We start from the raw sequence: 25,532 nt of genomic DNA on the forward strand, positions 1-25,532 counted from the left end.
GACATGAGCCGTTCCGCACATCCCGCCGGGCCCCGCCACGCCGACGTCCTGCCCGAGGGGCACTACTCCGCCCCGCCCGCCGACCTCAACGCCCTCGATCCCAAGGTCTGGGCGCAGACCGTCGACCGGCGCGAGGACGGCGTCGTGACCGTCGGCGGTATCGCCGTCACCGACCTCGCCGAACGGTTCGGCACCCCCGCCTACGTCCTCGACGAGACCGACTTCCGCGCCCGGGCACGGGCCTGGCGCAACGCCTTCGGGCACCACGCCGACGTCTTCTACGCCGGCAAGGCGTTCCTGTCCCGGGCCGTCGTGAGGTGGCTCGACGAGGAGGGGCTGAACCTCGACGTCTGTTCCGGCACCGAGCTCGCCACCGCGCTGTCGGCCGGAATGCCGGCCGAGCGGATCGCCTTCCACGGCAACAACAAGTCCCCGCACGAGATCCAGCGGGCCGTCGAGGCCGGGGTCGGTCGGATCGTGCTCGACTCCTTCCAGGAGATCGTGCGGGTCGCCCACATCGCGCAGTCCCTCGGGAAGCGGCAGCGCGTGCAGATCCGGATCACCGTCGGCGTCGAGGCACACACGCACGAGTTCATCGCCACCGCGCACGAGGACCAGAAGTTCGGCATCCCGCTGGCCGGGGGCCAGGCCGCCGAGGCCGTACGACGGGCCCTCCAGCTCGACGGGCTCGAACTCATCGGCATCCACTCCCACATCGGGTCGCAGATCTTCGACATGTCCGGGTTCGAGGTGGCCGCGCACCGCGTGGTGCGGCTGCTCAAGGACATCCGGGACGAGCACGGGGTCGAGCTGCCGGAGATCGACCTCGGCGGCGGGCTCGGGATCGCCTACACCAGCAACGACGACCCGCGTGAGCCGCACGAGATCGCCAAGGCGCTGACCGAGATCGTCACCCGTGAGTGCGAGGCCGCCCGGCTGCGGACGCCCCGCATCTCCGTCGAGCCGGGGCGCGCCGTCGTCGGGCCCACCGCCTTCACGCTCTACGAGGTCGGCACCATCAAGCCGCTGGAGGGGCTGCGGACGTACGTGTCCGTGGACGGCGGCATGTCCGACAACATCCGCACGGCGCTCTACGACGCCGAGTACAGCGTGGCGCTCGTCTCCCGTGTCTCCGAGGCCGAGCCGATGCTCGTCCGGGTCGTGGGCAAGCACTGCGAGAGCGGGGACATCGTCGTCAAGGACGCCTTCCTGCCGGCCGACCTGGCACCCGGTGACCTCGTCGCCGTGCCGGCCACAGGCGCGTACTGCCGGTCCATGGCCAGCAACTACAACCACGCGCTGCGGCCGCCGGTCGTCGCCGTGGCGGACGGGGAGGCCCGGGTGATCGTCCGCCGGGAGACGGAGGAGGACCTCCTGCGGCTCGACGTCGGATAAGGCTCGACGTCGGATGAGACCCCACGTGATCACGATGGCCCCACACGATCACGACGGCCCCACGCGACCACGACGAACAACGGTGACATCGCCGAGGCGCGGCCGGAAGATCTCCTGTCTTCCCGGCCGACGGAAATGAAATAAACGTCTCACGTTCCGGACAAATAGCAGATACCCCGGACCGGTGCGTGAGACTGGTCCCACCGAAGACGGTATGAGGAAACGAGGTCGGATGATGCGTACGCGTCCGCTGAAGGTGGCGCTGCTGGGCTGTGGGGTTGTCGGCTCAGAGGTGGCGCGCATCATGACGACGCACGCCGCCGACCTCGCGGCCAGGATCGGGGCCCCGGTGGAGCTCGCCGGGGTCGCCGTGCGGCGCCCGGACAAGGTGCGTGAGGGCGTCCCCGCCGACCTCGTCACCACCGACGCCACCGCGCTCGTCAAACGCGGCGACATCGACGTCGTGGTCGAGGTCATCGGGGGGATCGAGCCCGCCCGGACGCTCATCACCACCGCCTTCGAGCACGGCGCCTCCGTCGTCTCCGCGAACAAGGCCCTGCTCGCCCAGGACGGGGCCGCCCTGCACGCCGCCGCGGAGGCGAACGGCAGGGACCTCTACTACGAGGCCGCCGTCGCCGGCGCCATCCCGCTGATCCGGCCGCTGCGCGAGTCCCTCGCCGGGGACAAGGTCAACCGGGTGCTCGGCATCGTCAACGGCACCACCAACTTCATCCTCGACAAGATGGACTCCACGGGGGCCGGCTACCAGGAAGCCCTCGACGAGGCCACCGCGCTCGGGTACGCGGAGGCCGACCCGACCGCCGACGTCGAGGGGTTCGACGCCGCCGCCAAGGCCGCCATCCTCGCCGGGATCGCCTTCCACACGCGGGTACGGCTCGACGACGTCTACCGCGAGGGCATGACCGAGGTCACCGCCGCGGACTTCGCCTCCGCCAAGGAGATGGGCTGCACCATCAAGCTGCTCGCCATCTGCGAACGGGCCGAGGACGGCGGGTCCGTCACCGCGCGCGTGCACCCCGCGATGATTCCGCTCACCCACCCGCTGGCCTCCGTGCGCGGCGCCTACAACGCCGTGTTCGTCGAGTCCGACGCGGCCGGGCAGCTGATGTTCTACGGTCCCGGTGCCGGCGGCGCGCCCACCGCCTCCGCCGTGCTCGGCGACCTCGTCGCCGTCTGCCGCAACCGGCTCAACGGGGCCACCGGGCCCGGCGAGTCGGCGTACGCGGCGCTGACCGTGTCGCCCATGGGGGACGTCGTCACGCGGTACCACATCAGCCTGGACGTCGCCGACAAGCCGGGTGTGCTCGCCCAGGTCGCCACCGTGTTCGCCGAGCACGGGGTGTCCATCGACACGGTGCGCCAGCAGGGCAAGGACGGTGAGGCCTCCCTCGTCGTCGTCACCCACCGTGCTTCCGACGCCGCCCTCGGCGGGACCGTGGAGGCGCTGTGCAAGCTCGACACCGTGCGGGGTGTCGCCAGCATCATGCGGGTTGAAGGAGAGTAAGCAGCAATGACCCACCAGTGGCGCGGAATCATCGAGGAGTACCGGGACAGGCTGCCGGTGTCCGACAGCACGCCGGTCATCACGCTCCGTGAGGGTGGTACGCCCCTCGTGCCCGCGCAGGTGCTGTCCGAGCGCACCGGCTGCGAGGTCCACCTCAAGGTCGAGGGCGCGAACCCGACCGGGTCCTTCAAGGACCGCGGCATGACGATGGCGATCAGCAAGGCCAAGGAGGAGGGCGCGAAGGCCGTCATCTGCGCCTCCACCGGCAACACCTCCGCCTCCGCGGCCGCCTACGCCGTACGGGCCGGGATGGTCTCGGCGGTGCTGGTGCCGCAGGGCAAGATCGCGCTCGGCAAGATGGGCCAGGCGCTGGTGCACGGCGCCAAGATCCTCCAGGTCGACGGCAACTTCGACGACTGCCTCACGCTCGCCCGCGCGCTCAGCGACAACTACCCCGTGGCGCTGGTCAATTCGGTCAACCCGGTGCGTATCGAGGGTCAGAAGACGGCCTCCTTCGAGATCGTCGACATGCTCGGCGACGCGCCCGACATCCATGTCCTGCCGGTCGGCAACGCGGGCAACATCACCGCCTACTGGAAGGGCTACCGCGAGTACGCCGCGGACGGCCTCGCCACCAGGACGCCCCGCATGTGGGGCTTCCAGGCCTCCGGCAGCGCGCCGATCGTGCGCGGCGAGGTCGTCAAGGACCCGTCGACCATCGCCACCGCGATCCGGATCGGCAACCCGGCCTCCTGGACGTACGCGCTGGCCGCGCGCGACGAGTCCGGCGGTGCCATCGACGAGGTCACGGACCGTGAAATCCTGCGCGCCTACCGGCTGTTGGCCGCGCAGGAGGGCGTCTTCGTCGAACCGGCGTCCGCCGCGTCGGTGGCCGGCCTGCTGAAGGCCGCCGAGCAGGGCAGGGTCGACCCCGGCCAGCGGATCGTCTGCACGGTCACCGGCAACGGCCTCAAGGACCCCGACTGGGCCGTCGCCGGCGCCCCCCAGCCGGTCACGGTCCCCGTCGACGCGGCCACGGCGGCCGAACGCCTGGGCCTGGCCTGACGGCACCTCCCGTGCCGTCGACCCGTACCGTCGACGGCGATCGCGACGACTGACGGCGGCCGGCCCCACACGGGCCGCCGCCGGTCGAACCTGTGGCGGTCGAACCGGTGGCGGTCGGGCGTCGCCGGTTCAGCCGTCCGTCGCCCGTGTGTCATCGCCCGCCTGACCGTCGTGGCCTCCGGATGCCGGATGCGTACGGCACCGAGTGCCTGAGCGCGGCCCGGTCGGCGGCGCTCGCCGCCGACGTCCCCGTCAGCGGTCCTCGCCGTCGACGCCCCGCCCGCCCCGTTTCGCCCGGTCGGCGCAACGCGCGTACCCCGCGCCGGGTACGCAACCGCACAGCGTGTGGAGGCGTCTTGGCCAAGGGACGTCGGAGGAGGGTGGCACAGGGGGCTTGCGACACGCATCGTGCGCCTCCCGTGCGCCCTATGTCGCCACTGAACTTTCCTTCGATAGGCTGTAAGCAACCCGACCGCCGCACACGCCCATGCAGGTGGCGGTGGTCCGCCGTCTTTCGCGGCCTGAGGGTCCTCCCCGTTCCTGTCGATCGTCATTCGACCATCACGCAGCTCAAGGAGAGTCAACGAGCGATGGCCGGTCCCGCGTTCCGCGCCGCCGCCGTCCGGGTGCGCGTCCCCGCCACCAGCGCCAACCTCGGCCCGGGCTTCGACGCCCTCGGCCTGTCGCTGGGGCTCTACGACGACGTCGTGGTCCGGGTGGCCGACTCCGGGCTGCACATCGACATCGCCGGCGAGGGCGGCGAGACGCTGCCGCGGGACGAGAAGCACCTGCTCGTCCGCTCGCTGCGCACCGCCTTCGACGTCCTCGGCGGACAGCCGCGCGGCCTGGAGATCGTCTGCGCCAACCGGATTCCGCACGGCCGCGGCCTCGGCTCCTCCTCCGCCGCCATCTGCGCCGGAATAGTCGCGGCCCGCGCCGTGACCATAGGCGCCGAGGCCAGGCTCGACGACACCGCGCTGCTCGAGCTGGCCACCGAGATCGAGGGCCACCCGGACAACGTGGCGGCCTGTCTGCTGGGCGGGTTCACCCTGTCCTGGATGGAGGCCGGAGCCGCCCGGGCCATCAGGATGGAGCCCTCCGATTCCATCGTTCCGGTGGTTTTCGTGCCGGGAAAGCCGGTACTCACCGAAACCGCGCGCGGCCTGCTGCCGCGCACCGTGCCGCATGTCGACGCCGCCGTCAACGCGGGCCGCGCCGCCCTGCTCGTCGAGGCCCTCACCCGGCGCCCCGAGCTGCTGCTGCCGGCCACCGAGGACCGCCTCCACCAGGAGTACCGCGCCCCTGCCATGCCGGAGAGCGCGGCGCTGGTGGAGCGGCTGCGGGCGGACGGCATTCCCGCGGTCATCTCCGGCGCCGGACCCACCGTCATGGCGCTCGCGGACGCGGGAACAGCAGACAAGGTGGAGCAACTGGCGGGCGCCGACTGGGCCGCCAACCGGCTGAGTCTCGACCTGAAGGGAGCCTGCGTACTGCCGCTCGCGGCGGGCGTGGAGATCTGAAAGCCGGCTGTTGCCGGTTTCGAGAGGGGGAATGTTTGTTGGATCCGGTAGTGTTAACCTCAAGTCTGCACCCGACCCCACCATGGCGAGGTGCTTCGTGTCCCCGTCCGGGACAGACATTTCTCCGGGAGCCCCCCAAGCCGCACTGTGTGGTGTACGTCGTACCTGGGCAGTACCTCGTATGCGCACACTGAGCGGTCCGCCGGGCACGCTCCGGAATCGGCGCGACCAGGCCACGTGACTCAGCGACACTCGGTGCCGCTGATGGTCGAGGAAGCGCCAATCACCAGATATCTCTTCCGCCGTTTTGGGCGGACCACCGCCCCGGCACGGTTCACCAGCAAGGACCGAAGCCGGACAGCACAACCGGTCGCCGAGCCAGACAGGCCGACGTCCGCTCCAGGGAAGGACCCTTCGTGAGCGACACCACCGATCTGATGGGCGCACGTGTCGAGGAGACCGCTGCCGCGCCCGCCACGGACGCCTCCGCGCCTGCCACCGGTGCCGGCTCCCGGCGGCGCCGCGGTACCGGCCTCGAGGGCATGGTGCTGGCCGAGCTGCAACAGGTCGCATCCGGCCTCGGCATCAGGGGTACCGCGCGGATGCGCAAGAGCCAGCTGATCGAGGTCATCAAGGAGGCGCAGGCGGCCGGGGGTGCCCCCGCCGCGAAGGCCGCTCCTGCCGCAGGGGACGCCACCGAGACCAAGCCGAAGCGCCGCAGCACCTCCCGGGCCCGTTCGGGCGAGGAGGCCGCGCCCGCGAAGAAGGCGGCCGAGGCCCCCGCAGCCAAGACCTCGAACGAGGTGGAGCAGTCCGGGACCCCCGCCAAGGGCGTGGCGCAGCAGCAGATCGAGATCCCCGGCCAGCCGGCCGGCGGGGCCGAGCGTGGGGGAGAGGACGCTCCGGTCGAGCGCCGCCGGCGCCGTGCCACTGCCGAGGCGGGCGCCCCGGCGGGCAGCACCGACACCGTCGCCGCCGAGGCGAAGGGCGAGCCGAAGGCCGAGACCGCGGCCCAGCAGCAGTCGCACGGCGACGCCGGTGACGGCGGCGAGGGCCGCCGACGCGACCGCCGTGAGCGCGGCCGGGACCGCGACCGCCGCGGCAAGGGCGACGAGCAGCAGGGCCAGGGCGGTCAGCAGCAGCGCCAGCAGCAGGGCGGCGGCCGGCAGGACCGCCAGCAGCGGCCCGACGAGGACGGGGACGACTTCGAGGGCGGCCGCCGGGGCCGTCGCGGCCGCTACCGCGACCGCCGTGGCCGCCGTGGCCGCGACGACGTCTCCGAGCCGCAGATCGCCGAGGACGACGTCCTGATCCCCGTCGCGGGCATCCTGGACATCCTCGACAACTACGCCTTCATCCGCACGTCGGGCTACCTGCCGGGTCCCAACGACGTGTACGTCTCCCTCGCCCAGGTCCGCAAGAACGGCCTGCGCAAGGGCGACCACGTCACCGGTGCGGTCCGCCAGCCGAAGGACGGCGAGCGCCGCGAGAAGTTCAACGCGCTGGTCCGGCTGGACTCCGTCAACGGCATGGCGCCCGAACACGGCCGTGGGCGGCCGGAGTTCAACAAGCTGACGCCGCTGTACCCGCAGGACCGGCTCCGTCTGGAGACCGACCCGGGCGTCCTGACCACCCGCATCATCGACCTGGTCTCGCCCATCGGCAAGGGCCAGCGCGGTCTGATCGTGGCCCCGCCGAAGACCGGCAAGACCATGATCATGCAGGCGGTCGCCAACGCGATCACGCACAACAACCCCGAGTGCCACCTGATGGTCGTCCTCGTCGACGAGCGTCCGGAAGAGGTCACCGACATGCAGCGGTCGGTCAAGGGCGAGGTCATCTCCTCGACCTTCGACCGCCCGGCCGAGGACCACACCACGGTCGCCGAGCTCGCCATCGAGCGCGCCAAGCGCCTGGTGGAGCTGGGCCACGACGTGGTCGTGCTGCTGGACTCGATCACCCGTCTGGGCCGTGCGTACAACCTGGCGGCCCCGGCCTCCGGCCGAATCCTGTCCGGTGGTGTCGACTCCACCGCCCTGTACCCGCCGAAGCGGTTCTTCGGTGCGGCCCGCAACATCGAGGACGGCGGCTCGCTCACCATCCTCGCCACCGCCCTGGTGGACACCGGGTCCCGCATGGACGAGGTGATCTTCGAGGAGTTCAAGGGCACCGGCAACATGGAGCTCAAGCTCGACCGGAAGCTCGCCGACAAGCGCATCTTCCCCGCGGTGGACGTCGACGCGTCCGGCACCCGCAAGGAGGAGATCCTGCTCGGCGCCGAGGAGCTCGGCGTCGTCTGGAAGCTGCGCCGGGTGCTGCACGCGCTCGACCAGCAGCAGGCGATCGAGCTGCTCCTCGACAAGATGAAGCAGACCAAGTCGAACGTCGAGTTCCTGATGCAGATCCAGAAGACCACGCCGACTCCCGGCAACGGCGACTAGTCGTTTCGCCGGGTAAGCCGGCACGCCGGGCAAGCCGGTAAGAGGCGCACGAAGGCCGCCCCCTGTCTCAGGGGGGCGGCCTTTTGCCGTTGCGGGCCCTGCGGCGCGGTTGCGGACCCTGCGAGGCCGTTGAGGTCCCCGCGAGACCTTCGCCACAGGCTCCGCGCCTCCCCTCGACCCCCACGGCGCCGCCCGGCCCGGCGTCACCGCAGGTGAGCAGGGTTACCAACTGGTACACAGCGGCGCATGGTGGCTATGTCCGTATGGGGTGGACACATAGCGTTGTGCAACCCTTTCCCGAGTTCCCCCGTCTGACCGGAGGAGCGACGATAGTGCGGTACGGGTCTCATCGACCGAGAACCGACCGGGGCCCGACCCCGACCGCAGGGGGTAACCGACCGCAGACGCGAGAGCCGAGGAGCGCATGCCTGCCGACAGCACGCGAGGACCGGGCATACCAGGGGAGCCCGGCGACACCGGGCCCCGCCGCCGCGGCAAGGGCCGCCGGCGCAAGCCCCCCACCGGGCGGCGCAGGGCCCTGACGGTCCTGGCCTGGACCGCCGCGGGGATCGTCGTGCTCGGCGGCGCGGGAGCGGGCGTCCTCTACTTCAAGCTCAACGGCAACCTCAGGACGGTCGACATCAACCAGGCCCTCGGCGGCGACCGGCCCACCAAGGCCGACAACGGCTCCGAGAACATCCTCGTCCTCGGCTCCGACACCCGCGCCGGCGGCAACAAGAAGCTCGGCGGCGGCGCCGACGACGGCACCGCCCGCTCCGACACGGCGATGATCGTGCACATTTACAAGGGCCACAAGAAGGCCGGCGTGGTCTCGATACCGCGCGACACCCTCGTCGACCGCCCCGAGTGCACCGACGCCAAGGGCGGCAGGCACGCGGCGGCGCACGACGCGATGTTCAACGAGTCGTTCTCCGCCGGCGGCGCCGCCTGCGCCGTGAAGACCGTCGAGTCGATGACCGGCCTGCGCATGGACCACTACCTGGAGGTCGACTTCACCGGTTTCCAGAAGCTCATCGACGATCTGGGCGGAGTCCAGGTCACCACGACGAGGAACATCGACGACCCGCAGAGCCACCTCGCCCTCAAGGCCGGCACACACACCCTCGACGGACAGCAGGCCCTCGGTCTGGTCCGCACCCGGCACGGTGTGGGCGACGGCTCCGACCTCGGCCGCATCCAGCTCCAGCAGGCCTTCGTCAAGGCGCTGGCCGACCAGGTCAAGCACATCGGCGTCCTCACCAACCCCAAGAAGCTCTACGACCTCGCCGACACCGCGACCAAGGCCGTCACCGCCGACTCCGACCTCGGCTCGGTGAACTCCCTGATCGCCTTCGCCGACGGTCTGAAGGGCATCAGCTCCTCCCACATGACCATGGTCACGATGCCGGTGCAGTACGACCCCTCGAACCCCAACCGCGTCCTGGTGCAGAAGGACAAGGCCCAGCAGGTCTGGAACGCTCTGAGGGACGACAAGCCCATCCCCAAGGCGGCCACCGAGGGCACCGCCACCGGCAAGGCCAAGGGCGTGGTGAGCGCCCCGTAGGGGCGCGGGGAACGGCTTGACAAGCCACGGCGGACCGGCACCCGCCCGCAGCGGACAAACGGCACCCAAGCGGTACCCCGGGCACGCGGAAAACCCGCCACAGCCCCGCGGGACCCGCGGGGAATACCCGACCCCACCCCCCGGTTTGGGTGGATGGCCCCAGTCCTGGCAGACTGGTACGTCGGCTCCGGTTCACGCTCCGCATCCCGCGGCTGCGACCCGGCGCCCTCCAGGAACATAGGAGACACCTTGAAGCGCGACATCCACCCCGAGTACGTCGAGACGCAGGTCAGCTGCACCTGCGGCGCGTCGTTCACCACTCGTAGCACCATCGACTCCGGCACCATCCGTGCCGAGGTCTGCTCCGAGTGCCACCCGTTCTACACGGGCAAGCAGAAGATCCTCGACACCGGTGGCCGTGTGGCCCGCTTCGAGGCCCGCTTCGGCAAGGCTGCCGCCGGCTCCAAGAAGTAGCGAGCCCCTTTTCGCCGGTCCACGGCCGTGCCCCCGCCGCGGGGTGCGCCGGGACCGGCGTTTTTGGTCGCCCGCCTTCCCCCACCCCAGCAGTACCGGCAGTACAGGAGCCGAAAGATGTTCGAGGCCGTCGAGGAACTCGTCGCCGAGCACGCCGACCTGGAGAAGCAGCTCGCCGACCCGTCGGTCCACGCCGACCAGGCCAACGCGCGCAAGCTCAACAAGCGCTACGCCGAGCTCACCCCGATCATCGTCGCGTACCGCTCCTGGAAGCAGACCGGCGACGACATCGACACCGCGCGCGAACTCGCCGCGGACGACCCCGACTTCGCGGCCGAGGTCAAGGAGCTGGAGCAGCAGCGCGAGGAGTTGACCGAGAAGCTGCGCCTCCTGCTCGTCCCGCGCGACCCCAGCGACGACAAGGACGTCATCCTGGAGATCAAGGCGGGCGCGGGCGGCGACGAGTCGGCCCTGTTCGCCGGTGACCTGCTGCGCATGTACCTGCGGTACGCCGAGCGGGTCGGCTGGAAGACCGAGATCATCGACGCCACCGAGTCCGAGCTGGGCGGCTACAAGGACGTCCAGGTCGCGGTGAAGACCCGCGGGCAGACCGAGCCCGGCCAGGGCGTGTGGGCCCGGCTGAAGTACGAGGGCGGGGTGCACCGCGTGCAGCGGGTGCCGGCCACCGAGTCCCAGGGCCGTATCCACACCTCCGCGGCCGGTGTGCTGGTCACCCCCGAGGCCGAGGAGGTGGACGTGGAGGTCAACCCCAACGATCTTCGCATCGACGTCTACCGGTCCTCCGGGCCCGGCGGCCAGTCCGTCAACACCACCGACTCCGCGGTGCGCATCACGCACCTGCCCACCGGAGTCGTCGCCTCCTGCCAGAACGAGAAGAGCCAGCTGCAGAACAAGGAGCAGGCGCTGCGTATCCTGCGCTCCAGGCTGCTCGCCATGGCGCAGGAGGAGGCGGAGCGGGAAGCCGCCGACGCCCGCCGCAGCCAGGTCCGCACCGTCGACCGCTCCGAGAAGATCCGCACCTACAACTTCCCGGAGAACCGCATCTCGGACCACCGCGTCGGGTTCAAGGCGTACAACCTGGACCAGGTACTGGACGGCGAACTGGACGCGGTGATCCAGGCCTGCGTCGACGCGGACTCGGCCGCCAAGCTCGCGGCCGCGTAAGACTCGTGCGCACGCGGGACGTGCGCACGTACGAGCACCAACGGAGGACCAGCGTGCAGCAAGAATCCGGGGGGCGGCCCCCGAGTCCCCGCAGCGTGCTGCTCGCGGAGGTGGCGCAGGCCACCCAGCGGCTGGCCGACGCGGGCGTCGACTCGCCGCGCACCGACGCGGAGGAACTCGCGGCGTTCGTGCACGGCGTCAAGCGGGGCCAGCTGCACACCGTGAAGGACGCCGACTTCGACGCCCGCTACTGGGAGGTCATCGCCCGGCGCGAGCAGCGCGAGCCGCTCCAGCACATCACCGGACGCGCCTACTTCCGGTACCTGGAACTCCAGGTCGGGCCAGGGGTGTTCGTGCCCCGGCCGGAGACCGAGTCCGTGGTCGGCTGGGCCATAGACGCCGTACGCGCCATGGACGTCGTCGAGCCGTGCATCGTCGACCTGTGCACCGGCTCGGGGGCCATCGCCCTCGCCCTCGCCCAGGAGGTGCCGCGTTCGCGTGTGCACGCCGTGGAGCTGAGCGAGGACGCCCTGAAGTGGACCCGCAAGAACACCGAGGGGTCCAGGGTCGACCTGCGCCAGGGCGACGCCCGGACGGCGTTCCCGGACCTGGACGGCCAGGTCGACCTCGTCATCTCCAACCCGCCGTACATCCCGCTCACCGAATGGGAGTACGTCGCACCCGAGGCCCGCGACTACGACCCGGAGCTGGCGTTGTTCTCCGGGGAGGACGGCCTCGACCTGATCCGCGGGATCGAGCGCACCGCGCACCGGCTGCTGCGGCCCGGGGGAGTCGTCGTCATCGAGCACGCCGACACCCAGGGCGGACAGGTGCCGTGGATCTTCACCGAGGAGCGGGGCTGGGCCGACGCCGCCGACCACCCCGACCTGAACAACCGGCCGCGGTTCGCCACCGCCCGCAAGGCGCTGCCGTGACCCCCATCAGCACTTCTAACCAGCAGTACGTGTACGAGGAGGTCCGCTGACAATGGCACGGCGATACGACACCAACGACGCCACCGATCGCGTGACGGGTCTGCGCGAGGCGGCGTCCGCCGTCCGCCGGGGCGAACTCGTGGTGCTGCCCACCGACACCGTGTACGGCATCGGCGCCGACGCGTTCTCCGCGGAGGCCGTGGCCGACCTGCTCGCCGCCAAGGGCCGGGGCCGCTCCATGCCCACCCCCGTCCTCATCGGCTCCCCGAACACGCTGCACGGCCTGGTCACGGACTTCTCCGAGATGGCCTGGGAACTCGTGGACGCCTTCTGGCCGGGCGCGCTGACGCTGGTCGCCCGGCACCAGCCGTCCCTCCAGTGGGACCTCGGGGACACCCGGGGCACGGTCGCCGTGCGGATGCCGCTGCACCCGGTCGCCATCGAACTGCTCACGGAGGTCGGCCCGATGGCCGTGTCGTCGGGGAACCTGACCGGCCATCCCGCGCCGGAGACCTGCGGTGCCGCGCAGGAGATGCTCGGCGACTCCGTCTCCGTCTACCTAGACGGCGGCCCGACCCCCGGCAACGTCCCGTCCTCCATCGTCGACGTCACCCGCAAGGTGCCCGTGCTGCTGCGCGAGGGCGCCCTGTCGCCGGAGGAACTGCGCAAGGTGGTACCCGACCTCGAGGTGGCGAATTGACGGCCCCTGACGCGGGGCGTGGCATAGGCGACACCTTCCGCATCCTGCACGTCAGCACCGGCAACGTGTGCCGTTCGCCCATCACCGAGCGGCTGACCCGGCACTTCGTGGCGGACCGGCTCGGGGATCCGCGAGGCGGCGGGCTGATCGTGGAGAGCGCGGGCACCTGGGGTCACGAGGGCGCGCCGATGGAGGCCAACGCGGAGGCGGTGCTGGCCGACTTCGGCGCGGACGCCTCCGGCTTCACCGGCCGGGAACTGCTGGACGAGCACGTGATCCGCGCCGACCTGGTGCTCACCGCGACCCTCGACCACCGTGCCCAGGTCATCTCCATGGGCCACTCGGCAGGTCTGCGCACCTTCACGCTCAAGGAGTTCACCCGCCTGGTGAGGGCGATAGACCCGGCCACGCTGCCGCCGCTGGAGGACGGCGTGGTCGAACGCGCCCGCGCCCTGGTCCGTGCCGCCGCCGCTCTACGCGGGTGGCTCCTGGCCCCGACCGCCGAGGCCGACGAGGTCTACGACCCCTACGGTGCCCCCCTGACGTTCTTCCGCTCCGTCGGCGACGAGATACACCAGGCCCTGGACCCGGTGGTCACGGCCCTGACAGGCGTCCCGACCCGAGCCTGACGCACCGGCCTCGCGGCCGACGGGTCTCGACGCGGGCCCCGCGGCCGGCCGCCGGCTCCGCCGGCCTGGAGGTGCCCCGCACGCGGAGGCTGTTCCCCCGCGGCCTGGAGGCCGTGCCCCGGATCCGGAGGCTGTGCCTCCGGCCCGAAGGTCGTGCCCCGGCCTGGGGGGCACCCGGCCCCGGGGCTGTGCCCCGGCCCGGAGGTGTCCCGGATCCGGCGGCCGTGCCCCCGATGCGGCGTCGTGGCGGAGCTCCGAGAGTGATGCCGAGCGGAGGACGCCCACGGGCCGGTGCGCCCCGGTCGGCCCTTCAGGGGCCCTGAGCCGGTGTGTATCGGATCGGCAGGCCCGCGGGCGCACCCGGAGCCGTCCACGAGCTCCCGGGCCGCCAGACGCCCGCGAACCGGCGCCACCATTGCCGCGAGCCGCGCCACCTGCCCACCGACCGAAGCGGACCCACCGAACCTGCCACACCTCGTCCGGCCGCAGGGGTAGTCGTGACGGCGTAAGGAGCCGCGCGGGGTGGGGTGGGGCGGCCTACATTGGACGTACGTCAACGTCGACCGTCCGGAGCGCGACATGTCGGTCATCCCCGTTCTCGAGGCCGATCTCCTGCGGCGGCAGGACCCCGAACTGGCCGACGTCCTGCTCGGGGAGCTCGACCGGCAGTCGACGACGCTCCAGCTGATCGCGGCGGAGAACTTCACCTCGCCCGCGGTGCTCGCCACGCTCGGCTCGGTGCTGGCGAACAAGTACGCCGAGGGCTACCCGGGCGCCCGGCACCACGGCGGCTGCGAGATCGTCGACGTCGCCGAACGCCTCGCCGTGGCCCGGGCGAAGGCCCTGTTCGGCGCCGAACACGCCAACGTGCAGGCCCACTCGGGCTCCTCCGCGGTGCTCGCCGCCTACGCGGCGCTGCTGCGGCCCGGCGACACCGTGCTCGCCCTCGGCCTGCCCTACGGCGGGCACCTCACGCACGGCTCACCCGCGAACTTCTCCGGCCGCTGGTTCGACTTCGTCGGCTACGGCGTCGACGCCGAGACCGGGCTCATCGACCACCAGCAGGTCCGCGCGCTCGCCCACACCCACCGGCCCAAGGCGATCGTGTGCGGCTCCATCGCCTACCCGCGCCACATCGACTACGCCTTCTTCCGCACGGTCGCCGACGAGGTCGGCGCCTACCTGATCGCCGACGCGGCCCATCCCATCGGGCTCGTCGCGGGCAAGGCGGCGCCCAACCCCGTGCCGTACGCCGACGTGGTGTGCGCCACCACCCACAAGGTGCTGCGCGGGCCGCGCGGCGGGATGCTCCTGTGCGGCGGCGAGCTGGCCGAGCGCGTCGACCGCGCGGTCTTCCCCTTCACCCAGGGTGGCGCCCAGATGCACACCATCGCCGCCAAGGCCGTGGCGTTCGGCGAGGCCGCGACCCCGGCCTTCGCCGCCTACGCCCACCAGGTCGTCGCCAACGCGCGCGTCCTCGCCGCCCGGCTGGCCGCGGAGGGCCTGGCCGTCACCACCGGCGGCACGGACACCCACCTGATCACCGCCGACCCGGCGCCGCTCGGCGTCGAGGGACGCGCCGCGCGCGGGCGACTGGCCGCCGCCGGTATCGTCCTCGACTGCTGCGCGCTGCCGCACGCCGACGGCCGCGGCCTGCGCCTGGGCACCGCCGCGGTGACCACCCAGGGCATGGGCCAGCAGGAGATGGAGCGGATAGCCGTCCTGTTCGGCAAGGTGCTGCGCGGCGAGGTCGACGGGGCGAGCGCGCGTGAGGACGTGCGCGAACTCACTGGCCGGTTTCCGCCGTATCCCGGCTGAGACGAGGTGGCGGAACGGGCGTACAAACCCGTACACAGCCACACGTGCAACCATCGTCGCTACCCGGAAGTCCCCATACATATGCCTGCGTCGCTAGGGTGTGGGGCTGAGAAGGCCAGCGAGACCTGTGGGGAAGCCTGTGCGTGAATACCTGCTGACGCTCTGCATCACGGCCGCGGTGACGTATCTGCTGACAGGGCCGGTACGCAAGTTCGCGATCGTGGCGGGGGCGATGCCGGAGATCCGGGCACGTGACGTGCACCGGGAGCCCACTCCCCGGCTCGGCGGGATCGCCATGTTCTTCGGCCTGTGCGCGGGCCTGCTGGTCGCCGACCACCTCACCAACCTCAACGAGGTCTTCGAGAAGTCGAACGAGCCGCGCGCGCTGCTCTCCGGCGCCGCCCTGATCTGGCTGATCGGCGTCCTGGACGACAAGTTCGAGATCGACGCCCTGATCAAGCTGGGCGGCCAGATGATCGCCGCCGGTGTCATGGTGATGCAGGGACTGACGATCCTGTGGCTGCCCGTGCCCGGCGTCGGCACGGTCGCGCTCACCCAGTGGCAGAGCACCCTGCTCACGGTCGCGCTGGTCGTCATCACCATCAACGCGGTCAACTTCGTCGACGGCCTCGACGGCCTGGCCTCCGGCATGGTGTGCATCGCGGCCGCCGCGTTCTTCATGTACGCCTACCGGATCTGGTACTCGTACGGCATCGAGGCCGCCGCCCCCGCGACCCTCTTCGCGGCCGTCCTCATGGGCATGTGCCTGGGCTTCCTGCCGCACAACATGCATCCGGCGCGGATCTTCATGGGCGACTCGGGGTCCATGCTCATCGGGCTGGTCCTGGCGGCCGGCGCGATCTCGGTGACCGGGCAGGTCGACCCGGACCTGATGAACCTGTTCACCGGCTCCGAGCGCAACTCCGTGCACCAGATGGTGCCGGTCTACATCCCGCTGCTGATGCCGTTGACGATCATCGCCATCCCGGCCGCCGACCTGGTGCTGGCCATCGTGCGGCGCACCTGGCACGGTCAGTCGCCGTTCGCCGCCGACCGCGGCCATCTGCACCACCGCCTGCTGGAGATCGGCCACTCGCACAGCCGGGCCGTGCTGATCATGTACTTCTGGTCGGCCCTGATCGGCTTCGGCGCGCTCTCCTACTCGGTCAAGTCGGCGTCCATGTGGATCGTGCTGAGCATCGTGGCCCTCAGCTTCATCGGCCTGGTGCTGCTCCTGCTGCCCCGCTTCACCCCGCGCGCCCCGCGCTGGGCCGAGCGGTTCGTGCCGCCGCGCTACCGGCGCCGTCGCGCGGGCGCGGCCCCGGACGCCGCCACGCCCACGGCGACGCCGTCCGCACCCCAGGAAGAGCCCCAGGGGGAGCCCGGGGAGCACGCGGAGGCGTCCGCGGCCGGGGAGAGCCCGGCGCCGGGGGAGACGCCCGTGGCGGCGGGCGTGGGGGTCCGTGCCGGGGCCACCGGTGTCAACGGAGCGACCGCCGTGGGAGCCCGTGCGCGCGTCCTGGACGGGCGGAAAGCCGGAACGTCGCGCTGACGGGCGTCAAGGTAAGAATCTGACTAAGGCGTTGCCAACCCGTGGGGCGTCAAATTCCCCCAATACCGGGCGAATGGGTCTGGATTTTGCACAGAAGTGCGGCTGTACTCTCACGTGTGAGGGTCAGCACACTCGCGAGGTAAAGACCTCATCAAATAGTTTGTGATACCGTTCACGAGTATCCCGGAGAGCCGAAGGGCCACAGTGCGAAGGTCCTGGTGGGGCCGAGGTTTTCCCCCTCGGCACCGGGACTACGCTCGTCCCATGACGACGCCCTGCCCCCTGTGAATGCGGAGTTGCCGCGATGCCGTCCAATGACGCCCGGATCCTGGCCGAGGCCGCTGTGCCCACAGCCGCCGTCGGTGCGGTCGCCGCCGTCATCAGCGGTGTGGTCGCCGGTGGCAAGGGTGCGATCGGTGCGGTCGTCGCCGCCGTGATCGTGATTCTCTTCATGGGTATCGGCCTCTACGTCCTGCAGCGCACCGCCAAGTCGCTTCCGCACCTTTTTCAGGCCATGGGCCTGATGCTCTACGCGACGCAGATTCTCCTGCTGTTCGTCTTCATGGCCGTGTTCAAGCACACGACGCTGTTCAACCCCCGGGCCTTCGCCTTCACGCTGGTCGCCGGCACGCTGGCATGGATCGCGGCGCAGACGCGGGCCCACATGAAGTCCAAGATCCTCTATGTCGAGCCCGACTCGGCTCCGTCCACGGCCGGCGAGAAGTCCGAAAAGACGGAGCGCTCGTCGTGAGCGGTAGGGCCGGGATAAAGACGCATGAGAGATCCTGCTATCGTCCGGTGCCAACTGCGGCATCGCGGGCGCGGGCATCCGAGCTGACGCCTGTTCGATCGCGAGGCGAGATGCCCCACTGCCGCCCCCACATCCGTAACACCAGTCCCGTGCCGAACCGCGGCCGCACGCCGCGCCGACACAACGAGGTTGCCGTACCTATGCGCCATGCTGAAGGAGCCCGCGGTGAGTGCTGACCCGACGCAGGTGCTCGCCTTCGAGACCGACTGCCACATCTTCGCCGGCTGTGGCTTCCCCGCTCCGGGCCTGCACTCGTTCCTGTTCGAGCCCCTCTGGGGCAACGCGGACAGCAACCTGTACTTCAACAAGCCGATGCTGCTGGCGCTGCTCGGCTCCATCATCGTCATCGGGTTCTTCTGGACCGCCTTCCGCAGGCCGAAGGTCGTGCCGGGCAAGCTCCAGATGGTTGCCGAGGCGGGCTACGACTTCATCCGGCGCGGTGTCGTCTACGAGACGATCGGCAAGAAGGAAGGCGAGAAGTACGTCCCGCTCGTCGTCTCCTTGTTCTTCTTCATCTGGATGATGAACCTCTGGTCGATCGTCCCGGTCGCCCAGTTCCCGGTGACCTCGATCATCGCGTACCCGCTGGTGCTCGCCGTGATCGTCTACGTCCTGTGGGTCTCGCTGACCTTCAAGCGGCACGGCTTCGTGGGCTTCTTCAAGAACGTCACGGGCTACGACAAGTCGCTCGGCCCGGTGCTCCCGCTGGCCATGACGATCGAGTTCTTCTCGAACCTGCTGGTGCGGCCCTTCACCCACGCGGTGCGACTGTTCGCGAACATGTTCGCGGGCCACACGCTGCTGCTGCTCTTCACCATCGCCAGCTGGTACCTGCTCAACGGCATCGGCATCGCCTACGCGGGCGTCAGCTTCATCATGACGATCGTGATGACGGCCTTCGAGCTCTTCATCCAGGCACTGCAGGCGTACGTCTTCGTCCTCCTCACGTGCACGTACATCCAGGGCGCGCTCGCAGAGCACCACTGAGCACCCCGCGGAGCAACCCCCTGATCGTCCGGTGGCCAACCCCCACCGGTCCGTAAAGAAAAGGAAGAACTGGCATGTCCCAGACCCTTGCCGCTGTTTCCGGCTCGCTCGGCTCCATCGGTTACGGCCTCGCTGCCATCGGCCCCGGCGTCGGCGTCGGCATCATCTTCGGTAACGGCACCCAGGCCCTGGCCCGCCAGCCCGAGGCCGCCGGCCTGATCCGCGCCAACCAGATCCTCGGCTTCGCCTTCTGTGAGGCGCTGGCGCTGATCGGTCTGGTCATGCCGTTCGTCTACGGCCAGTGATCAGCTGATCCACTTCCAGCCGACTAGACGAAAGGCAGAAACATGAGCCCGCTGCTCACGGTCGCGGCCGAGACGGAGAACCCGCTCGTCCCGCCGATCCCCGAGCTTGTCATCGGCCTGATCGCCTTCGTCATCGTCTTCGGTTTCCTTGCCTGGAAGCTCCTCCCGAACATCAACAAGGTTCTGGAGGAGCGCCGCGAGGCGATCGAGGGCGGTATTGAGAAGGCCGAGGCCGCGCAGACCGAGGCCCAGAGCGTCCTTGAGCAGTACAAGGCTCAGCTCGCCGAGGCCCGCCACGAGGCCGCGCGCCTGCGCCAGGAGGCACAGGAGCAGGGCGCCGTGCTCATCGCCGAGATGCGGGCCGAGGGCCAGCGTCAGCGCGAGGAGATCATCGCCGCAGGCCACGCCCAGATCGAGGCCGACCGCAAGGCCGCCGCGTCCGCCCTGCGGCAGGACGTCGGCTCGCTGGCCACCGAGCTGGCCGGCAAGCTCGTCGGCGAGTCCCTCGAGGACCACGCCCGGCAGAGCCGTGTCATCGACCGCTTCCTCGACGGTCTCGACGAAGCCGCTTCGAAGGCCGAGGCGACTCGATGACCATGCACGGAGCCAGCCGTGAGGCACTGACCGCCGCACGTACGCGTCTGGACGCGCTGACGGACTCCACCTCCGTGGACGCCGCGCAGCTCGCCGACGAGCTGGCGGCCGTCACCGCGCTGCTCCACCGCGAGGTCGGCCTGCGTCGGGTCCTGACCGACCCGGCGCAGTCCGGCGAGGCCAAGGCCACGCTGGTGCAGCGCCTGCTCGGTGAGCAGATCGGCGGCACCGCCGTCGACCTGGTGTCGGGCCTGGTGCGTTCCCGCTGGTCGCAGCCCCGCGACCTGGTCGACACGCTCGAGGAACTGGCGGACACCGCCGACCTCACCGCAGCCCAGCGGAACGGCACGCTCGACAGCGTCGAGGACGAACTGTTCCGCTTCGGTCGGATCGTCTCCTCCAGCACCGGGCTGCGTGCGGCCCTGACCGACCGCGCCGCGACCGCCTCGGCCAAGAAGGAGCTGCTGCGCCGGCTGCTCGGCGGCCGCACGGCCGCGACCACCGAGCGTCTGGTGACGCGCCTTGTGACCGCGCCGCGGGGACGTAGCCTGGAAGCGGGACTGGAGTCCCTGACCAAGCTCGCCGCCGACCGTCGCAACCGCATGGTCGCCGTCGTCACCTCGGCGGTCCCGCTGAGCGACCCGCAGAAGCAGCGCCTCGGCGCGGCCCTCGCCAAGCTCTACGGCCGTCAGATGCACCTCAACCTCGACGTGGACCCCGACGTCCTCGGCGGGATGCGGGTGCAGGTCGGCGACGAGGTCATCAACGGCTCCCTCGCGGACCGGCTCGAGGACGCCTCCCGCCGCATGGCGAGCTAGCAGTAACTCAACACGCAAGACGTACACGACGGCCCTGGTTGGGCCGTGCAGAGGATTCACCTCTTACTGGGGGGAGTCCCGAACTCGTGGAACACCCCCCAAGTGAAACTTCGGGCCCAACAAGGAGAGCAGGGAACCCAGATGGCGGAGCTCACGATCCGGCCGGAGGAGATCCGGGACGCGCTGGAGAACTTCGTCCAGTCGTACAAGCCGGACGCGGCCTCGCGCGAGGAGGTCGGTACGGTCACCCTTGCCGGCGACGGCATCGCGAAGGTCGAGGGCCTTCCCTCGGCCATGGCCAACGAACTGCTGAAGTTCGAGGACGGCACCCTCGGCCTCGCCCTCAACCTCGAGGAGCGCGAGATCGGTGCCATCGTCCTCGGTGAGTTCAGCGGCATCGAGGAGGGCCAGCCGGTGCAGCGCACCGGTGAGGTCCTGTCCGTCGCCGTGGGCGAGGGCTACCTCGGCCGCGTGGTGGACCCGCTCGGCAACCCGATCGACGGCCTCGGCGAGATCGAGACCGAGGGCCGCCGCGCCCTCGAACTGCAGGCCCCCACGGTCATGCAGCGCAAGTCGGTGCACGAGCCGATGGAGACGGGCTACAAGGCCGTCGACGCCATGACCCCGATCGGCCGCGGTCAGCGTCAGCTGATCATCGGCGACCGCCAGACCGGCAAGACCGCCCTGGCCGTCGACACGATCATCAACCAGCGCGACAACTGGCGCACCGGCGACCCGAACAAGCAGGTCCGCTGCATCTACGTCGCCATCGGTCAGAAGGGCTCCACCATCGCGTCGGTCCGGCGCTCGCTGGAGGAGAACGGCGCGCTGGAGTACACGACCATCGTGGCCGCCCCGGCGTCCGACCCGGCCGGCTTCAAGTACCTGGCGCCGTACACCGGGTCCGCGATCGGCCAGCACTGGATGTACCAGGGCAAGCACGTCCTGATCATCTTCGACGACCTGTCGAAGCAGGCCGACGCCTACCGCGCCGTGTCGCTGCTGCTGCGCCGTCCGCCGGGCCGTGAGGCCTACCCGGGCGACGTCTTCTACCTGCACTCCCGGCTGCTGGAGCGCTGCGCGAAGCTGTCCGACGACATGGGCAAGGGCTCGATGACCGGTCTGCCGATCGTCGAGACCAAGGCCAACGACGTCTCGGCGTTCATCCCGACCAACGTCATCTCCATCACCGACGGCCAGTGCTTCCTGGAGTCGGACCTGTTCAACGCCGGTCAGCGCCCCGCGCTGAACGTCGGTATCTCCGTCTCCCGAGTCGGTGGTTCCGCGCAGCACAAGGCGATGAAGCAGGTCTCCGGCCGACTGCGCGTGGACCTGGCCCAGTTCCGTGAGCTGGAGGCGTTCGCCGCCTTCGGTTCCGACCTGGACGCCGCCTCGAAGTCCCAGCTGGAGCGCGGTCAGCGCATGGTCGAGCTGCTGAAGCAGGACCAGTACCAGCCGATGGCCACCGAGGACCAGGTCGTCTCCGTCTGGGCCGGCACCACCGGCAAGATGGACGAGGTGCCCGTCTCCGACATCCGCCGCTTCGAGAAGGAGCTCCTGGAGTACCTGCACCGCAAGGAGCAGGGCCTCATGACCTCCATCAAGGAGGGCGGCAAGATGTCCGACGACACGCTCCAGGCCATCGCCGAGGCGATCGCCGAGTTCAAGAAGCAGTTCGAGACGGGCGACGGCAAGCTGCTCGGCGAGGACACCCCGGCCGCTGCCGCCAAGTGACGTAAGGAAGGGACCTGACTCATGGGAGCCCAGCTCCGGGTCTACAAGCGTCGCATCCGATCCGTCACCGCGACCAAGAAGATCACCAAGGCGATGGAGATGATCGCCGCCTCGCGCGTCGTCAAGGCGATGCGCAAGGTGTCGGCCTCCACGCCGTACGCGCAGGAACTGACCCGCGCGGTCACGGCGGTCGGAACCGGGTCCAACACCAAGCACCCGCTGACCACGGAGGCGGAGAACCCGACCCGCGCCGCGGTACTGCTCCTGACGAGCGACCGCGGCCTGGCCGGCGCCTTCAACTCCAACGCCATCAAGGCGGCGGAGAAGCTGACCGCGCGCCTCGAGCGTGAGGGCAAGCAGGTCGACGCCTACATCGTCGGCCGGCGTGGTGTGGCCCACTACAACTTCCGTGAGCGCACGATCGCTCAGTCGTGGAGCGGCTTCACCGACGAGCCCTCGTACGCGGACGCCAAGACGGTGGCGGCCCCGCTGATCGAGGCCATCCAGCAGGACACCGAGGACGGCGGCGTGGACGAACTCCACATCGTCTACACGGAGTTCGTCTCGATGATGACGCAGACGGCGACCGACGCCCGGCTGCTGCCGCTGCGCCTCGACGAGGTCTCGGAGCAGGCGGCGCCGAAGGACGAGATCCTTCCGCTGTACGACTTCGAGCCTTCGGCGGAGGACGTCCTCGACGCGCTGCTGCCGCGCTATGTGGAGAGCCGTATCTACAACGCGCTGCTCCAGTCGGCCGCTTCGAAGCACGCCGCCACCCGGCGTGCGATGAAGTCGGCCACCGACAACGCGGGTGAGCTGATCAACACGCTCGCACGTCTTGCCAACGCGGCCCGCCAGGCCGAAATCACCCAGGAAATCAGCGAGATCGTCGGTGGCGCGAGCGCCCTGGCCGACGCGACCGCGGGGAGTGACAAGTAATGACCACCACTGTTGAGACGGCCACGGCGGCGGGCCGCGTCGCGCGGGTCATCGGCCCGGTCGTCGACGTGGAGTTCCCCGTCGACGCGATGCCGGAGATCAATAACGCCCTTCACGTCCAGGTCGCCGACCCGGCCAACGAGGGGGAGCAGAAGACGCTGACCCTCGAGGTCGCCCAGCACCTGGGTGACGGCATCGTCCGTACGATCTCCATGCAGCCCACCGACGGCCTGGTCCGCCAGTCCCCGGTGACGGACACCGGCTCGCCGATCTCCGTCCCGGTCGGCGACTTCACCAAGGGCAAGGTGTTCAACACCCTCGGTGAGGTGCTGAACGTCGACGCGAAGTACGACGGTGAGCGCTGGGCGATCCACCGCAAGGCGCCGAACTTCGACGAGCTCGAGTCGAAGACCGAGATGTTCGAGACCGGCGTCAAGGTCATCGACCTGCTGACCCCGTACGTCAAGGGCGGCAAGATCGGTCTGTTCGGCGGCGCCGGCGTCGGCAAGACGGTGCTCATCCAGGAGATGATCTACCGCGTCGCCAACAACCACGACGGTGTCTCCGTGTTCGCCGGTGTCGGCGAGCGCACCCGTGAGGGCAACGACCTCATCGACGAGATGAGCGAGTCGGGCGTCATCGACAAGACCGCCCTGGTCTTCGGTCAGATGGACGAGCCCCCGGGCACCCGTCTGCGCGTCGCGCTGGCCGGCCTCACCATGGCCGAGTACTTCCGTGACGTCCAGAAGCAGGACGTGCTGTTCTTCATCGACAACATCTTCCGCTTCACGCAGGCCGGTTCCGAGGTCTCCACGCTGCTCGGCCGTATGCCGTCCGCGGTGGGTTACCAGCCGAACCTGGCCGACGAGATGGGTCTCCTCCAGGAGCGCATCACCTCGACCCGCGGTCACTCGATCACCTCGATGCAGGCGATCTACGTCCCCGCGGACGACCTGACCGACCCGGCCCCGGCCACCACCTTCGCCCACCTCGACGCGACGACGGTTCTGTCCCGTCCGATCTCGGAGAAGGGCATCTACCCGGCCGTGGACCCGCTGGACTCCACGTCCCGGATCCTGGACCCGCGCTACATCGCGGCGGACCACTACAACGCGGCCATGCGCGTGAAGAACATCCTGCAGAAGTACAAGGACCTGCAGGACATCATCGCGATCCTCGGTATCGACGAGCTCGGCGAAGAGGACAAGCTCGTCGTCCAGCGTGCCCGTCGCGTGGAGCGCTTCCTGTCCCAGAACACCCACGTCGCCAAGCAGTTCACCGGTGTGGACGGCTCGGACGTGCCGCTGGACGAGTCGATCGCGGCGTTCAACGCGATCTGCGACGGCGAGTACGACCACTTCCCCGAGCAGGCGTTCTTCATGTGCGGTGGTATCGAGGACCTGAAGAAGAACGCGAAGGAGCTGGGCGTCTCCTGAGCATCCAGCTCACCTGAGGGGGCGGGGTACGTCCCGCCCCCTCTCCCACGCCCCTTAGAATTGACCCCAACACCCGGCAGTCCCGCCGGGTGGTGACCCGAGGAGCCACTCTTGGCTGCTGAGCTGCACGTCGAGCTGGTCGCTGCCGACCGCCAGGTCTGGTCCGGCGAGGCCACCCTGGTCGTCGCGCGCACCACGTCCGGCGACATCGGCGTCATGCCCGGTCACCAGCCGCTGCTCGGTGTGCTGGAGTCGGGCCCGGTGACCATCCGTACGAGTGAAGGTGCGACGGTCGTCGCCGCGGTGCATGGCGGTTTCATCTCGTTCGCGGACGACAAGCTGTCGCTGCTGGCGGAGATCGCCGAACTCTCCGACGAGATCGACGTCCAGCGCACCGAGCGGGAGCTCGAACGCGCGAAGGCGGAGGGCGACGCTCATGCCGAGCGTCGCGCGGAGGTCCGACTGCGCGCGGCGACCGCGAGCTGAACCAGACAGCCGTGTGATGACGTCACTCAGCCGCGGCCGGTACCGGAGCAATCCGGAACCGGCCGCGGCTGAGGTGAATGTGGGTGTTTTTTCCGTTCCATTACCTAGGAGACGAGGAGGTCGGTGTCGATGGTCCTCGCTCTGACTGTGTGCGGGCTGGTGGTCTTGCTCGTGGTGGTGGGACTGTTCGTCTTCGGCCTGCGCCGCAGGCTCATCCAGCGCTCCGGCGGCACCTTCGACTGCAGCCTGCGCTGGGACGTACCGGAGAAGACCGACACCAGCGGCAAGGGCTGGAGCTACGGCGTGGCCCGCTACAACGGCGACCGCGTCGAGTGGTTCCGTGTCTTCTCCTACGCCCTGCGGCCCCGCCGTACCCTGGAACGGGCGTCCATCGAGGTGGCCGGCCGCCGGCTGCCCGAGGGCGAGGAGGAACTCGCCCTGCTCTCCGACGCGGTCGTCCTCACCTGCCTGCACCGCGGCACCCGGCTGGAACTCGCGATGAGCGAGGACGCGCTGACCGGTTTCCTCGCCTGGCTGGAGGCGGCGCCGCCCGGGCAGAGGGTGAATGTGGCGTAATACGACGGAAGAGTTCCCCCGGACGTGGATCCGGGGGAGCACT

At 70.1% G+C, this 25,532-nt stretch carries 23 protein-coding genes; all 23 read left to right on the forward strand.

From position 1 onward, the window contains the following. The first annotated feature begins 3 nt into the window (after positions 1–3). The 23 genes from lysA (at position 4) to ACIHCX_RS13935 (ending at position 25,489) form a co-directional block, all read left to right on the forward strand. Positions 4–1,395: a diaminopimelate decarboxylase gene (gene lysA, locus ACIHCX_RS13825; RefSeq protein ID WP_400029139.1), complete on the forward strand. Its 1,392-nt coding sequence runs from the start codon at positions 4–6 to the stop codon at positions 1,393–1,395. Positions 1,396–1,627: 232 nt separating this feature from the next. Next, on the forward strand, positions 1,628–2,920 hold the full coding sequence (locus ACIHCX_RS13830) for a homoserine dehydrogenase (RefSeq protein WP_400029140.1): 1,293 nt from the start codon (positions 1,628–1,630) through the stop codon (positions 2,918–2,920). A gap of 6 nt (positions 2,921–2,926) precedes the next feature. Beyond that, positions 2,927–3,985 carry a threonine synthase gene (gene thrC, locus ACIHCX_RS13835; protein WP_400029141.1) on the forward strand — a complete coding sequence of 353 codons (1,059 nt, stop codon included), beginning with the start codon at positions 2,927–2,929 and terminating at the stop codon, positions 3,983–3,985. 590 nt (positions 3,986–4,575) lie between these two features. After that, complete coding sequence (gene thrB, locus ACIHCX_RS13840) at positions 4,576–5,505, forward strand: homoserine kinase (RefSeq protein WP_400029142.1); 930 nt, start codon at positions 4,576–4,578, stop codon at positions 5,503–5,505. A 416-nt stretch (positions 5,506–5,921) separates the two neighbouring features. Then, complete coding sequence (gene rho, locus ACIHCX_RS13845) at positions 5,922–7,946, forward strand: transcription termination factor Rho (RefSeq protein WP_400029143.1); 2,025 nt, start codon at positions 5,922–5,924, stop codon at positions 7,944–7,946. Between the two features lie 424 nt (positions 7,947–8,370). Beyond that, positions 8,371–9,510, forward strand: coding sequence for an LCP family protein (locus ACIHCX_RS13850; protein ID WP_400029144.1), 1,140 nt, complete (start codon positions 8,371–8,373; stop codon positions 9,508–9,510). 249 nt (positions 9,511–9,759) lie between these two features. Then, the gene (gene rpmE, locus ACIHCX_RS13855; protein WP_018571447.1) at positions 9,760–9,984 is read left to right on the forward strand and encodes a 50S ribosomal protein L31; all 225 of its coding nucleotides are present in this window, start codon (positions 9,760–9,762) and stop codon (positions 9,982–9,984) included. Positions 9,985–10,101: 117 nt separating this feature from the next. Next, entirely contained in the window at positions 10,102–11,169 is a 1,068-nt protein-coding gene (prfA, locus tag ACIHCX_RS13860; protein WP_400029145.1) for a peptide chain release factor 1, read from the forward strand. Positions 11,170–11,264: 95 nt separating this feature from the next. Further along, positions 11,265–12,104, forward strand: coding sequence for a peptide chain release factor N(5)-glutamine methyltransferase (gene prmC / locus ACIHCX_RS13865; RefSeq protein ID WP_400029238.1), 840 nt, complete (start codon positions 11,265–11,267; stop codon positions 12,102–12,104). 52 nt (positions 12,105–12,156) lie between these two features. Next, positions 12,157–12,804, forward strand: a complete 648-nt coding sequence (locus ACIHCX_RS13870; protein ID WP_400029146.1) for an L-threonylcarbamoyladenylate synthase — start codon at positions 12,157–12,159, stop codon at positions 12,802–12,804. Beyond that, positions 12,801–13,433: a protein-tyrosine-phosphatase gene (locus ACIHCX_RS13875; protein WP_400029147.1), complete on the forward strand. Its 633-nt coding sequence runs from the start codon at positions 12,801–12,803 to the stop codon at positions 13,431–13,433. Before ACIHCX_RS13870 ends, ACIHCX_RS13875 begins: the two co-directional genes overlap by 4 nt. A 579-nt stretch (positions 13,434–14,012) precedes the next feature. After that, entirely contained in the window at positions 14,013–15,251 is a 1,239-nt protein-coding gene (glyA, locus tag ACIHCX_RS13880; RefSeq protein ID WP_400029148.1) for a serine hydroxymethyltransferase, read from the forward strand. Between the two features lie 139 nt (positions 15,252–15,390). Continuing rightward, a complete protein-coding gene (locus ACIHCX_RS13885; protein ID WP_400029149.1) occupies positions 15,391–16,803 on the forward strand; it encodes an MraY family glycosyltransferase in 1,413 nt (470 codons plus the stop codon). 304 nt (positions 16,804–17,107) lie between these two features. Further along, positions 17,108–17,554 carry a hypothetical protein gene (locus ACIHCX_RS13890; RefSeq protein WP_400029150.1) on the forward strand — a complete coding sequence of 149 codons (447 nt, stop codon included), beginning with the start codon at positions 17,108–17,110 and terminating at the stop codon, positions 17,552–17,554. A gap of 225 nt (positions 17,555–17,779) precedes the next feature. Continuing rightward, complete coding sequence (gene atpB, locus ACIHCX_RS13895; protein WP_400029151.1) at positions 17,780–18,601, forward strand: F0F1 ATP synthase subunit A; 822 nt, start codon at positions 17,780–17,782, stop codon at positions 18,599–18,601. Positions 18,602–18,675: 74 nt separating this feature from the next. Further along, on the forward strand, positions 18,676–18,906 hold the full coding sequence (gene atpE, locus ACIHCX_RS13900; RefSeq protein ID WP_030915976.1) for an ATP synthase F0 subunit C: 231 nt from the start codon (positions 18,676–18,678) through the stop codon (positions 18,904–18,906). Positions 18,907–18,948: 42 nt separating this feature from the next. Further along, positions 18,949–19,500: a F0F1 ATP synthase subunit B gene (locus ACIHCX_RS13905; RefSeq protein WP_400029152.1), complete on the forward strand. Its 552-nt coding sequence runs from the start codon at positions 18,949–18,951 to the stop codon at positions 19,498–19,500. A 2-nt stretch (positions 19,501–19,502) separates the two neighbouring features. Further along, complete coding sequence (locus tag ACIHCX_RS13910; RefSeq protein WP_400029239.1) at positions 19,503–20,318, forward strand: F0F1 ATP synthase subunit delta; 816 nt, start codon at positions 19,503–19,505, stop codon at positions 20,316–20,318. A gap of 141 nt (positions 20,319–20,459) precedes the next feature. Beyond that, positions 20,460–22,052 (forward strand): F0F1 ATP synthase subunit alpha, encoded by a 1,593-nt coding sequence (gene atpA / locus ACIHCX_RS13915; RefSeq protein ID WP_400029153.1) that lies wholly within the window; start codon positions 20,460–20,462, stop codon positions 22,050–22,052. Positions 22,053–22,073: 21 nt separating this feature from the next. Then, a complete protein-coding gene (locus ACIHCX_RS13920) occupies positions 22,074–22,991 on the forward strand; it encodes a F0F1 ATP synthase subunit gamma (protein WP_400029154.1) in 918 nt (305 codons plus the stop codon). Further along, complete coding sequence (atpD, locus tag ACIHCX_RS13925) at positions 22,991–24,427, forward strand: F0F1 ATP synthase subunit beta (RefSeq protein ID WP_400029155.1); 1,437 nt, start codon at positions 22,991–22,993, stop codon at positions 24,425–24,427. Before ACIHCX_RS13920 ends, atpD begins: the two co-directional genes overlap by 1 nt. 111 nt (positions 24,428–24,538) lie before the next feature. Next, entirely contained in the window at positions 24,539–24,913 is a 375-nt protein-coding gene (locus ACIHCX_RS13930; protein WP_400029156.1) for a F0F1 ATP synthase subunit epsilon, read from the forward strand. 129 nt (positions 24,914–25,042) lie between these two features. Continuing rightward, complete coding sequence (locus ACIHCX_RS13935; protein WP_388483073.1) at positions 25,043–25,489, forward strand: DUF2550 domain-containing protein; 447 nt, start codon at positions 25,043–25,045, stop codon at positions 25,487–25,489. Positions 25,490–25,532 lie beyond the last annotated feature (43 nt).

Origin of the sequence: Streptomyces sp. NPDC052043 (genome assembly GCF_044548235.1) — a bacterium.
Lineage (GTDB): Bacteria > Actinomycetota > Actinomycetes > Streptomycetales > Streptomycetaceae > Streptomyces.